The organism is Citrobacter sp. T1.2D-1, assembly GCF_950098555.1.
Classification (GTDB): domain Bacteria; phylum Pseudomonadota; class Gammaproteobacteria; order Enterobacterales; family Enterobacteriaceae; genus Citrobacter_A; species Citrobacter_A telavivensis.
In genome coordinates, this window is the sequence record NZ_CATNHH010000023.1 from 96,478 (window position 1) to 109,080 (window position 12,603).

Annotated in this window: 13 protein-coding genes; 2 read left to right on the forward strand and 11 right to left on the reverse strand. The window is 53.1% G+C overall.

Translation table 11 applies throughout. From position 1 onward, the window contains the following. From QQZ17_RS16610 to QQZ17_RS16620, 3 genes are read right to left on the reverse strand one after another with little or no spacing between them, the layout of a single operon-like run. Positions 1–756 carry a fimbrial biogenesis chaperone gene (locus tag QQZ17_RS16610; RefSeq protein WP_152404054.1) on the reverse strand — a complete coding sequence of 252 codons (756 nt, stop codon included), beginning with the start codon at positions 754–756 and terminating at the stop codon, positions 1–3. Positions 757–772: 16 nt separating this feature from the next. Beyond that, a complete protein-coding gene (locus QQZ17_RS16615) occupies positions 773–1,315 on the reverse strand; it encodes a Csu type fimbrial protein (RefSeq protein ID WP_152404053.1) in 543 nt (180 codons plus the stop codon). Between the two features lie 13 nt (positions 1,316–1,328). After that, a complete protein-coding gene (locus tag QQZ17_RS16620) occupies positions 1,329–1,898 on the reverse strand; it encodes a Csu type fimbrial protein (protein ID WP_152404051.1) in 570 nt (189 codons plus the stop codon). Positions 1,899–2,321: 423 nt separating this feature from the next. Between QQZ17_RS16620 and QQZ17_RS16625 the strand changes: the two genes are divergently transcribed. Then, on the forward strand, positions 2,322–3,590 hold the full coding sequence (locus QQZ17_RS16625) for a dicarboxylate/amino acid:cation symporter (RefSeq protein WP_152404049.1): 1,269 nt from the start codon (positions 2,322–2,324) through the stop codon (positions 3,588–3,590). Between the two features lie 100 nt (positions 3,591–3,690). On the opposite strand, the gene cheW is transcribed toward QQZ17_RS16625, so the two are convergent. The 6 genes from cheW to flhD all read right to left on the reverse strand — a co-directional run bounded on the left by cheW (position 3,691) and on the right by flhD (position 9,115). Beyond that, positions 3,691–4,194, reverse strand: a complete 504-nt coding sequence (gene cheW / locus QQZ17_RS16630) for a chemotaxis protein CheW (RefSeq protein ID WP_152404047.1) — start codon at positions 4,192–4,194, stop codon at positions 3,691–3,693. Between the two features lie 21 nt (positions 4,195–4,215). Next, on the reverse strand, positions 4,216–6,237 hold the full coding sequence (gene cheA / locus QQZ17_RS16635; protein WP_152404045.1) for a chemotaxis protein CheA: 2,022 nt from the start codon (positions 6,235–6,237) through the stop codon (positions 4,216–4,218). Positions 6,238–6,241: 4 nt separating this feature from the next. Beyond that, positions 6,242–7,171 (reverse strand): flagellar motor protein MotB, encoded by a 930-nt coding sequence (gene motB / locus QQZ17_RS16640; RefSeq protein ID WP_152404042.1) that lies wholly within the window; start codon positions 7,169–7,171, stop codon positions 6,242–6,244. Then, complete coding sequence (gene motA, locus QQZ17_RS16645; protein WP_152404040.1) at positions 7,168–8,058, reverse strand: flagellar motor stator protein MotA; 891 nt, start codon at positions 8,056–8,058, stop codon at positions 7,168–7,170. The genes motB and motA overlap by 4 nt, the downstream gene beginning before the upstream one ends. Positions 8,059–8,183: 125 nt before the next feature. Beyond that, positions 8,184–8,762, reverse strand: coding sequence for a flagellar transcriptional regulator FlhC (flhC, locus tag QQZ17_RS16650; RefSeq protein WP_046497981.1), 579 nt, complete (start codon positions 8,760–8,762; stop codon positions 8,184–8,186). Between the two features lie 2 nt (positions 8,763–8,764). Beyond that, positions 8,765–9,115, reverse strand: a complete 351-nt coding sequence (flhD, locus tag QQZ17_RS16655) for a flagellar transcriptional regulator FlhD (protein ID WP_042318359.1) — start codon at positions 9,113–9,115, stop codon at positions 8,765–8,767. A 794-nt stretch (positions 9,116–9,909) separates the two neighbouring features. Here flhD and uspC point away from each other — a divergent pair. After that, on the forward strand, positions 9,910–10,338 hold the full coding sequence (gene uspC / locus QQZ17_RS16660; protein WP_152404038.1) for a universal stress protein UspC: 429 nt from the start codon (positions 9,910–9,912) through the stop codon (positions 10,336–10,338). Between the two features lie 13 nt (positions 10,339–10,351). Here uspC and otsA read toward each other — a convergent pair whose 3' ends face one another. Both otsA and otsB read right to left on the reverse strand, forming a co-directional pair. Next, the gene (gene otsA, locus QQZ17_RS16665; RefSeq protein WP_152404036.1) at positions 10,352–11,773 is read right to left on the reverse strand and encodes an alpha,alpha-trehalose-phosphate synthase; all 1,422 of its coding nucleotides are present in this window, start codon (positions 11,771–11,773) and stop codon (positions 10,352–10,354) included. After that, complete coding sequence (gene otsB, locus QQZ17_RS16670; RefSeq protein WP_152404033.1) at positions 11,748–12,548, reverse strand: trehalose-phosphatase; 801 nt, start codon at positions 12,546–12,548, stop codon at positions 11,748–11,750. The genes otsA and otsB overlap by 26 nt, the downstream gene beginning before the upstream one ends. Positions 12,549–12,603 lie beyond the last annotated feature (55 nt).

The following is a 12,603-nucleotide window of genomic DNA, read 5'->3' on the forward strand; positions in this document are numbered from 1 at the left end:
TTAGTGGGCGGGACCAGACAACCATTTGCCACCCTGTGCGTTGATTGCCGCGCTAACGTTGTTTGGATGGGTGGCTCCGGCGGGAAGCGGCCAGCGACGAGTGCTGCCCGGCAGGACGTACCCCAGCAAGCCTTGCGCCATCGTGTGCTGCGCGCCGCCCTGACGCAACATCACTTTGCTTAACCGGACGTGCACATTGTTGTCATTACGCACTTCCAGTTGGGGCTGTCCGTCGGCGCGCACCACTCGCCAGTGCAGTTTCGCGGTATCCACCCGCGCATGGTGCTCCCCCTGCGGCCAGGTCTGAATTCCCTGGCCGTAGACAAACAGCGGCAGTGAATAGCGCATTTGCACCTTCAGCCCCATTTGCGGTTTATCCCCGCCGTCAGGTTGTGGGATCTCATCGACGATAATACGGTAAGCCTGCTCAACACCGGCGGGAACGGCTGACTGCTTAATCAGACGAATCAGCTGTTTACTGCCCTTATCAATACGGACAATTGGCGGGCTGGCAACCACATCCTGCTGCGGCTGGTAGCGTTCGAACCCCTCATCCTGTCGCCAGCGAACAATTCGCACCTGCATCGTCGTGGGGGTATTGCCCTGATTCTGGATCCACAACTCGGTGGCGTTGGTCTCCGCCGCCAGCCAGGGATCTATAGGCCACAACAGGATCGTTGCGGCACTGTTTGCCCCTGCTGAAACCAGCGCTGCCGTTAGGCCAAACAGCAGTCCCAAAGACGCTCGCACATGCATATCACTTCTCCCTTCGCTACCATGACAGGGTCACCGTAAGCTGATCTGAATAGTTACCTGCGGGGCTAAACCCCGTCAGCGTTGCCGCGCCAAACAGCGGTAACGCGATATTATTGCTGTCGGTGTAGACGACTGAGACCGGCTGATTCACGCCAATCTCACTGTTCGCCGCCAGCGATGACGAACTGTAGAGCCGATAGGCCACCCGCTCCGTTCCCCCTGAGCGTTGCATATTGCGCACCGAGGTATAGTTGCGTCCGCTGTCAATCGTCATGCTCAGCGCCACGCCCGGCGTGCAGGCCAGTGCCAGCGCGGCATTGGGAACAAATTGCGCACTCACCCGTCGGTTTTCTACACCGCTATAAGCGCCAAAGTTCAGGGTTCCCAGCGCTGCGCCGCTGCTGGTTGTCACCGAGCAACCCGGCGTGATGGTGGCGTTTAGCTGGAAGGACTGCGTGGTGACGGCCATGACCGGCACCGTGACCAGACCGAACATCGCCAGAAAAAGGCGTAGCCGTCCCCCGCCTCCGCACGGGAAGCACGCTCTGAGGATCCTCATGACAGGGGGCGAATCAGTAAATGACGCTGACGTTAATCGTATCGGTGTAAGTACCTGGCACCACGGTGACGCTATTTCCGCCGCCCTGGATCCGGCCGTATAACGTGTAATTATCGACCCCGGCCGTCGTTGAGGCTTTCGGTATTGGGGTGTTATTACTGATAACGTTGTTAAAGCCGCTGTCGCTATAGAGGCTGTAAGCCACGCCCTGGGTAGTATTGGCAGCATTCACCAGGTAACGGGCTGGCGTACCCGGCGTACCGACAACGGTACCGGGTGCCGACGAGTTGGTATTGCCGGTGATTTGCACGGTGTAGTCCGTGGTAGTGCACTGAATGCCAAAACTGTTTCCGCCTGCGGCCCCCGTTAACTGGGTGGTTAATTCCGAGAATGTGGCAGGATGGGTACCGAAATCCAGCGTACCAAAGTTAATACCGTTCTGACTGGGCGAACCATTGATCAGGCAACCGTTGGTTAAGGTCAACGTCGCCCCAACCGTCCCGCTGCTGGTCACCGCCATTGCTGAAGGCAGCGGCAGAAGGAAAATGCCAGCCATCCCCAGGAACCGGGATAATCTGTTCATCAAACACCTCCGAAAAATCGCCACGTTTAACGAAAGTCACGACTCGCATGGCGAGAAAGGTCATGCAAACCTGTAAAACAAACCGATAATCAGAAATTTAGTTTACGGATGAGAAAACGACCACTGCCGTCAGGTTTGACCATACGAACGGGCGATTGACGTAAAAAGCGATTACATATCAATTAATTAACATCTTTAGCATTCTGTTTTCCTCGTTATTTGAGAGGATATATTCCTTCTTATGCGATCCAGTTCACAAAATCGCCCTCGTTAGAACACAACAAAATGAGTAAATAATAAAAAATAGTTGTAACCCTCGGCGGATTACTCCAGGTTAGGTAAGAAATGATTCAGCGGCATTAAATACACAAAACGTATATATCGCTGATGACAAATGGTTAAATTCAGCCCGAGGGATTTTTAGTGGCAAATGCAAATAAGCTCACGATATTTATCGTGATTTTCATGCTGGCAGGCATTCTGTCAGGTGCGGTTATTCACTCGTATACATCCGAAAGCGTTATTGTCGCCTGGTCGGATAACATCACGCTTCTCACCGACATCTTCTTACGTCTGATTAAAATGGTCATCGCCCCTCTGGTGTTCAGCACCCTGACCGTAGGCATTATGCGTCTTGGCGAAACGTCCACCATCGGGCGTGTAGGCGGCAAAGCGATGATCTGGTTCATTAGCTCCTCCATCCTCTCCATTCTGGTGGGCCTGTTTATTGTTACCCTGGAACAACCCGGCAGCGGACTCAATCTGGCTATCCCGAAAGAAGCGGTCGATACCGGCCTCGCCGTTGGCGGAATGAGCCTGAAAGGCTTCCTGTCGCATACTATTCCCACCAGCATTGTCGGCGCGATGGCCAATAACGAAATTTTGCAGATTGTGGTGTTCTCAATGTTTTTCGGGATTGGCGGCGCGTCGCTGGGCGAAAAATTCAATGCCCCGCTGGTAGCCGCGCTGGACGTGGTGTCCCACATCATGCTGAAAGTGACCGGCTACGTGATGTACGTCGCGCCGCTGGCGATTTTTGCCGCCATCTCCTCGGTGATCGCCACCGAAGGGTTGGGTATTTTGCTCAACTACGCCTCGTTCATTGGCGGCTATTACGTTGCCATTCTGATGACCTGTCTGGTATTGCTGGCGGTGGGGTATCTGGTACTGAAGAAAGAGGTGTTTCGCCTGGTCAGTATGCTCAAGGATCCGGTGCTGGTAGCCTTTACCACCAGCAGTTCAGAAGCGGCCTATCCAAAAACGCTGGAGCAACTCACAACGTTTGGCTGCTCGCGCAACATCGTCTCTTTCGTGCTCCCCATTGGCTACTCCTTCAACCTGGTCGGCTCAATGGTCTACTGCTCTTTTGCCTCGATGTTTATCGCTCAGGCCTACAATATCCACCTGTCGTTTGCCGAGATCAGCGTCCTGATGCTCACGCTGATGCTGGCGTCAAAGGGCATTGCCGGCGTCCCGCGCTCCGCGTTGGTCGTGCTGGCGGCAACGATTCCGAGCTTCAATATTCCGGTCGCCGGGATTTTGCTGCTGATGGGTATCGACCATTTTCTCGACATGGGCCGTTCCGCTATCAATGTGTTAGGTAACGGTATTGCCACAGCGATGCTGGCGCAAAATGAAGGTTTGCTGGAAGAGCGTGATGAGGAAGAAGTGTCGCAGAAGGTCGAAGCATAACGGAGGCGGTAATTGCCGGATGGCGGTGTAAACACCTTATCCGGCCTACAACACATTCAAACTGTAGGCCGGATAAGCATAGCGCCATCCGGCGGTCAGTTTATGCAACGTGAGAAGCGGCCATATCCAACAGCGCCATTTCGTCACTGTTCAACAGTTTCTCAATGTTCACCAGGATCAGCATCCGGTCGCCCAGCGCGCCAAGTCCGGTCAGATATTCCGTCGACAGGGTCACGGCAAATTCCGGTGCCGGGCGAATTTGCTCCGCGGTCAGTGACAGCACATCAGACACGCCATCCACAACGATCCCCACCACGCGCTGTCCCAGATTAAGCACAATCACCACGGTGTTATCGTTATAGTCGACATCGCCCTGGCAGAACTTCACGCGCAAATCGACAATCGGCACAATCACGCCGCGCAGGTTCGTTACCCCTTTGATAAAGGAAGGCGTGTTGGCAATGCGCGTGACCTGATCGTAACCACGGATCTCCTGCACTTTCAGGATGTCGATGCCGTATTCTTCATCTCCCAGCGTAAACACCAGGAATTCCTGACCTGACGGCTCGCCGGCCAGTTTGCTTACATTTGTCATACCGGTCATATTTTACCCTTTCTCACTCAATCAGGCGGCGGTGATCGCCATACGTTGTTCGCGATTTAAACCCTGCAGGGCGGAGACATCCACAATCAGCGCGACGCTGCCATCGCCCAGAATCGTGGCGGCTGAGATACCCGGCACTTTGCGATAATTGCTCTCCAGGTTTTTTACCACCACCTGGTGCTGACCAATCAACTGATCCACCAGCAGTGCGTAACGGCGACCGCCGCTTTGCAGGATCACCACGATGCCCTGGGTGGCCTCGGTTTTTGCCCCTTCCACTTCGAAGACTTTCCACAACTCAACCAGCGGCAAATATTCGCCGCGCACTTCCAGCACGCGCTCGCCTCCGGCTAACGGGTGCAGATCATCGTCACGCGGCTGCAGGGATTCCATCACCGCATTCAGCGGCAGAATAAAGACTTCATCGGCCACGCGGACGGACATACCGTCGAGGATAGCCAGCGTCAGCGGCAGCAAAATGCGGATGGTGGTGCCGGTTCCCTGTTTCGACTGGATTTCAACATGGCCGCCCATCTCCTGGATGTTACGTTTCACCACGTCCATGCCCACGCCGCGTCCGGAAACGTCGGTAACCTGCTCGGCGGTCGAGAAGCCAGGCGCAAAAATCAGCATTCCCACTTCGTCATCGGTCATGTTTTCATTGACCGCCATCCCCTGGGAAATGGCCTTCGCCAGAATGCGTTCGCGGTTCAGTCCGGCCCCGTCATCGGTCACTTCGATGCAGATATTGCCACCCTGATGCTCCGCCGACAGGATCAGATTACCCACCACATTCTTACCGGATTCCATGCGTTTTTCCGGCAGTTCGATACCGTGGTCGAGGCTGTTACGCACCAGGTGAGTTAACGGATCGATGATGCGTTCAATCAGACTCTTGTCGAGTTCTGTCGAGCTGCCGACCAGCGTCAGTTCAACCTGCTTGCCGAGTTTGCCCGCCAGATCGCGTACCAGACGCGGGAAACGACTGAACACGTACTCCATCGGCATCATACGAATCGACATCACCGATTCCTGCAGATCGCGGGCGTTACGTTGTAACTGACCCATGCTGGTGATGAGATCGCCGTGATTCACCGGGTCGAGTTCATTCGAACGCTGAGCCAGCATTGACTGGGTGATCACCAGTTCACCGACCAGGTTGATAAGCTGATCGACCTTCTCCACCGCCACACGAATGCTGGTGGATTCATTCGCGCGCGCCGGTTTTTCCCGCTCTGCGCGTCCGGTTTGCGCTTCACCCGCAACCGCGCTCACCGCAGGAACCGCGACGACAGATTGTTCGACGGCAACCGGGTCAGCCACTTCCGCCTGCACCACAGGTGCCGTCGCGGTTACCACTTTCTCAAAGGCAATCTGATCGGCTTCAATCACAAAGCACAGCACGGCGATAACGTCGTCTTCTGCAATGTCGCCGTCAAGCGTTGCCGCAAGGCTGTCTGCGCCTTTGACCACATCAGATAAGGTGGTCAGATTGCCCAGTTCTTCTTCCAGCAGCGCCACTTCATTGGCCTTCAGGCGCGAGAGAACAATGCGCAACTTCTCTTCCTGGGCTGCAACAACCTCTTCAGGCGCCGTGTTGTCGACCACGCTCAGTCGGGCATTTGCCACCACCGCCGGCGCGGTTTCACCTTTCGCTTCCAGCGCTAACTGGCGTAATGCCGTGCAGATGTATTCGAAGCTGGCGGCGTCCGGTTCTTCCGAACTTTTATAGGCATCGAGCTGTTCCTGCATAATATCTTTCGTTTCCAAAAACAGGTTGATAATGGCGGTATTGAGCTGCATCTCACCGCGACGCGCTTCATCCAGCAGGTTCTCCATCAGATGGGTGGTTTCCTGCAAAATGGTAAAGCCGAAAGTGCCGGCTCCCCCTTTGATGGAGTGCGCTGCACGAAATATGGCATTCAGTTGCTCGGAATCCGGCGCTTCGGGCACCAGATCGAGCAGATGTTGCTCCATGTCAGCCAACAACTCGTCAGCTTCATCAAAAAAAGTCTGATAAAAATCGCTTATATCCATGCTCACGCTATCACCTCGGATTGGCTGGTGGCGATGTGGGAACGCTTACCTGCGGACTGGCCTCAGGCTGTTGTAATACACTTACCGGCTCGTTCTGGCTTTCAGCGTTTTCATGCAAAATGGCCTGCTCGGACTGTTTGTTCAGCACCAACAGACTGATTCGGCGGTTGATGGCATCATCCGGACCGCGATCGCTCATGCGCATCGTGGCGGCCATGCCGACCACCCGTAATACTTTTCCGTCATCCAGACCGCCTTGCACCAGTTCGCGCCGCGACGCATTGGCGCGATCGGCAGAAAGTTCCCAGTTGCTGTAGCCCTTTTCACCGCTCGCGTAAGGGAAATCGTCGGTATGCCCGGACAAGCTGATACGGTTTGGAATACCATTCAGCACTGGCGCGATCGCCCGCAGGATGTCACGCATGTACGGCTCAACCTCGGCGCTGCCGGTCTTAAACATCGGGCGATTCTGGCTGTCGATAATCTGAATACGCAGCCCTTCCTGTACCAGGTCAATCTTCAGGTGAGGACGCAACGCCCGCAGTTTAGGATCCGATTCGATGAGCTGATCGAGGTCGCCGCGCAGCTTGCTCAGGCGATTTTGTTCCATACGTTTTTTCAGTTCATCGATGTTCGGCTGCTTGTTCACTTCACCCTGTTGCTGAGTGAAGTCGTCGCCACCGCCGGGAATCGGACTCTGGCTGTTGGAAATTCGATTCCCTCCCGTCACCGCCGTTGCCAGCGGGGTACGGAAATATTCGGCAATCTGAATCAGTTCTTTAGGGCTGGAGATAGAAATGAGCCACATCACCAGAAAAAAGGCCATCATGGCGGTCATAAAGTCAGCGTAAGCAATCTTCCACGATCCGTGTGCGCCGCCGCCATGTCCCTTATGTTTGCGCCGTTTAACGACGACGATAGGATGAGACCGATTCTTCATGCGCCCTCAGTCGTCGTCTGTTGCGGATTCGGATTTTTCACTGCGCGAACATGCTCTTCCAGTTCAATGAACGACGGACGTTCGCTGGAATACAGTGTTTTACGTCCAAACTCGACGGCGATCGGCGGGGCGTAACCGTTCAGATTCGACAGTAATGTGATCTTCACGCACTGCATCATTTTGCTGGTTTCCGCGCTCTTCTGGCGCAGGACGCTGGCGAGCGGCGAAATAAAACCGTAGGCCAGCAGAATGCCGAGGAATGTCCCTACCATCGCGTGGGCAATCAGTGAACCGAGCTCTGCGGCGGGTCGGTCCGCTGACGCAAGCGCATGTACCACACCCATTACCGCGGCAACGATACCAAACGCCGGCAGTGAATCCCCCATCAGAGCCAGGCTGTTGGCCGGCACTTCCGATTCGCTTTCATGCGTCTCAATCTCTTCGTCCATCAGCGCTTCAATTTCGAAGGTATTCATGTTGCCGCTGATGATCAGGCGCAGGTAATCGACGATGAACTCCAGCATCACCGGATCGGCCAGGATACGCGGGTAGCTGGCAAAAATCTCACTCTCTTTTGGGTTCTCGATATCGCGCTCAAGCGAGAACATTCCCTGCTGGCGAGACTTAGCCATCAGGCGATAGAGCAGCGCCAGCAGATCCATATACATCGCTTTGGTGTATTTCGAACGGCGAAACAGTAACGGCAACGCTTTCAGCGTCCCCTTGATGGCTTTACCGTTGTTGCCCACGATAAATGCCCCTATTCCCGCGCCACCGATGATGACAAATTCAGCCGGTTGATAGAGTGCCCCCAGGTTTCCGCCGGTCATCACGTAACCACCGAAAACTGTACCAATAACCACCAGGTAACCTAATAAGATAAGCACGACATCATCCTTCCGCTGTTGACTATGACAGGACGTACAGTCGGGGCGTTAACACGTCGGCGAGGCAAAAAAAAGCAGCGGTAATTGCTTACCGCTGCTGGAGTGTTCCGACCACACCGTATCGGTTAAACAGCCTGTTCGATCTGTTCATCCAGCAGTTGTGGAATAATATCGGCAGCATCCTGGGAAAGTTTACGTCTTTTTACCGCACGGGAAGGCGGCTGGCATAAACTGCAGGCAAAACTACCCGCAGGTTGGTGAGCATGAGTAATGAAATTACCGCCACAGCAGTTGCAGCTCGATAACTGAAGCAGTCCACTTTCTACAAAACGCACCAGCGTCCACGCACGAGTCAACGCCAGCAGTGGTCCCTGTTCACCCTGCGGACACTGCTCGAGGTACAGCCGATACGCCTTAATCACGGCATCAACGCCACTGCACAGACCCGTTTTTAGCAAGAACTGCCAGGCATTACAGAACATGGAAGCATGAATATTTTGCTCCCAGGTCATAAACCAGTCAGTGGAAAACGGCAGCATACCTTTCGGCGGCGGACTGCCACGAAGTTCTTTGTAGAGCTTGATGAGGCGACCGCGACTTAACTGCGTTTCGCTTTCCAGCATTTGCAAACGGGCACCCAGTGTGATCAATTCCATCGCTAACTGGATATCACGAGCTTCCTGAACAATGCTTTTTTCACTCATCATCAGGCCCTTTTCTTACGCGCGGTTTCATCAGCCTGATTGACATCACTTAACAGACGAGTGGACAGCATGATACCGGTATGAATTTGCTGGAGATCGTCCACTCTGGAATCCTGAGTCAGACGAGTAATGGTTTGATGACTGTCGAAACGGAAATGACACACAAGCTGATTCGTTTCTGCCAGTTTTACCATTTGTGGAAGGGTCAGCGCCCCCAGTGAGACCGCCATTTCCTCATTGATCCCGAGACGAAACATAGCGGACGCTTTGTCCTGAACGATTAGACGCTGTGCAAGGAGTAAATATGACAAGTTGATGTCATAAATGTGTTTCAGCAACTCGGATGTATGCATTATTCCCATCCAGAATAACCAACTTTTATTTTTATGCGGTAAAACCGCACCCCGTGATGTCGCCGGGAATTCCCGGTAAAAAAAGCAAATAGGTCAAACACATACCTTTTACTCAGGCGCTAAAACATGAACACACGCGTCACGCTGGTCCCTTGCCAGGTTGTAACGCGAGCACATGATTTCTTACAAATGCCTAAGATTTTTCCTAATTCGACGCAACTGTACTCGTGACACCCGAGACATACAACAAAGCCACGCTGCGAATTTGGAAAATATGTGATGCACATCACATAAATTAACTTAATCGTTAACATAAATCCATCAGTTGAGCTTTTATTTTGCTGGTAAATTAACCAGTGAAACTCCTTTTTATTCTCACGAGTATTAAATCGGGCGTCTGACGCGGTGGAAGATATTACATCACGGCAGTGAAAGTAACCTAACGGAAATAATTCAGGTGAATTTATCTCAATCCGAACAGATAATATTTTTTATCCTTTCCAAACAACATGTTAACTGTTACTATTTTTTAATCAACACACTGTACTTATGATTGCATTGCGATTAATCACTAATGTGAATTGGTTAAACCGAATATTGATTGAGCCCGTAATTTAATTTAAGTCAATCGATTTGGTTAACACTTTTGGTTATTCCTTAGATCCACTTATAAGGAATATTAATGAATAATTATGATAGCCTTCACATTATTGTCATATTGAAGCATTGCAGTTGTAAGCGAATCGGAGTAATGCTGAAGAACCACCTCATATTCTTGCAATAAGGAGCGAGTTATGAGCTACACCCACATTCTTGTTGCCGTGGCTGTGACCCCGGAAAGCCAACAACTCCTGGCAAAAGCCGTCTCCATTGCCCGTCCCGTCAACGCCCGGATAAGCCTTATCACCCTCGCCTCTGACCCTGAGTTATACAACCAATTTGCCGCCCCTATGCTGGAAGATTTACGTGCGGTGATGCATGAAGAAACAAATGATTTTCTTGAGAAATTGGGGAAAGATGCTGGTTACCCGATAGAACAGACCTTCATTACCTACGGCGAGTTAAGCGAACATATTCTGGACGTGTGCCGCAAGCACGATGTGGATCTGGTCATCTGCGGCAACCATAACCATAGCTTCTTTTCGCGAGCGTCCTGCTCGGCGAAAAGTGTGGTGAGCTCAAGCCTGGTGGATGTCCTGCTGGTCCCGCTTGAAGGTGATTAATCTTAAAACGTCTTCAGGCCAGCTTAGGAAAGGTCGCGACTTTGCGTGACTGAAGAGTTTCAGCACTGCGAGGGATGATCGTCTTTAGATCGCGGATAAAATGCTCCTGCCAGTGATTGATGTCGTTTTTCACAATCACTTCCAGCATCTCAGCATGACGTGAAATACGCTCGGCCAGCGGCATAGTGAGTGCGCGATCCAGCGCTGCCGCCACTTCATCGCGATCGTAAGGATTGACGAGCAGCGCGGAGGTCAGCTCATTCGCCGCGCCAGCGAACTGCGACAGCACCAGAACGCCTGGATTGGCGGGATCCTGGGCGGCAACGAACTCCTTCGCCACCAGATTCATACCGTCGCGCAGGGGCGTGACCAGTCCCACATCCGACGCACGGAACACTTTCATCAACAGTTTACGTTCAAAATGCTGGTTAAGATAAAACAGCGGCGTCCAGCCTAATTGCCCATATTTGCCGTTAATGCGTCCGGCTTCCGTCTCAAGCTGATGACGGATGTCCTGGTATGCCTGCACATCGCCACGTGAAGTGGGCGCAATCTGCGTATAACGGATTTTTCCATGATGCTGAGGGAATTTCTCCAGCAGCGCCTCATAGGCCTGAAAACGCTCCGGAAGCCCTTTTGAGTAATCGAGTCGCTCAACGGAAAAAATATTCTTCAGGTTCTTTAACTCAGCCTTTAACTGAGCCAGTTTGGGTGGTAATGGTCCCGACGCCTGGCGGGCAATCTCCTTCGGTTCAATACCGATAGGATAGACCGCCGTGTGAAAGTGTTTCCCCCATGCCGTGTGGTTCTGCGTATCGCAGGAACTGACTCTTGTCAGACTGGAGAGGCTGTCGAGGAAAGCCTGGCGGTCGTTTTCAGTTTGAAAACCCAGCAGATCAAAATCGCACATCTGCTCAAGGAGGATTTCTGACGACGGCAGCGCATTAAAAATCTCCGGCGTGGGAAAGGGAATATGCAGGAAGAAACCGACCCGGTTGTTCACGCCACGCTTGCGCAGTTCGCTGGCAAACGGTAGCAGGTGATAATCATGGATCCAGAGGATATCATCGTCTTTCAGCAGCGGCAGGAGTTTGTCTGCCAGTTGCGCATTCACACGCTGGTAGCCTTCCCAGGCAGTACGCTGAAAGTTTACCAGGTCTAGCCGGTAGTGAAAGGCCGGCCATAACACCGCATTAGAGAACTGGTTGTAATACTCTTCGTGATCCTTTTCGCTCAGGTTAAACGACGCCCAGGTGATGTTGCCCCGGGCGATCTTTTTTAATGGCTCATCCTCGTTACCCAGTTCGCCACTCCAACCGAACCAAAGCCCCCCTGCCGCTTTCAACGCCCCCAGTATCCCAACGGCGAGACCGCCCGCACTGGTTTTGTTATCCGGAGGCGCTATTCGATTAGATACTACGACTAAACGACTCATTGCCATCTCTCCTGTCATTCGTGTTTTTTTCTTGTTGTGCAGCGTAAACAGACTCCAGCCAGCGCCAGACATCTGGCACCCCGGCTAATCGCCATTGTGCCTGCGTCTCCCCCTCTCCAACCTTCACTGAAATACCACCCGCCTTGTTCACCACACGAAACCCCGTCTCATCGGTCAGATCGTCCCCCAGGAAAACAGGGACCCGCCCGGCAAACGGTGCTTCCTGCATAAACGCGGCTATGGCTTCACCTTTGTTGGTGCCTTTCGGTTTAATTTCGACAACACACTTCCCTTGCTGAAGCGCAAGCTGCGGCCAGGTTTGCGTGATACGCAGCGCCAGCGCCTGTAGCGCGGCCTCATGCTCGGGTGCCTGTCGGTAATGCAGCGCAAACGCCATTCCTTTGGTCTCAATCTCCGTTCCTGGCAGATGCCTCAGCGCCGTATGTAACTGCACGCTGATATCGCGTTCTATTGCCGAAGGGAGATGTACGATATGCATTTTCCCATTGATGTCACGGCGTTCAGCCCCATGCACGCCTGCCAGTGGAAAGCGCCATGGGTTAGCCAACGCATCAAGTTCAACCATTGAGCGCCCTGAAATCAATGCCAGAGCCCCTGCGTTGCATTCTGCAAGATGATGGAGCATCTGAAGGATCGTGGGAGGAATCACCACCTGGTCTGGATGCGGCTTGAGCTCTGCAAGGGTTCCATCGAGATCAAAAAAATAAGCATAGTGCGCGGACTGTTCAGGGGTTACGGTTAACGGTTCTGCCACCCGGTACTCCTCCTTATTGTCATGTCTGAGACGCGCGGATCGCGCCTCATAAGCA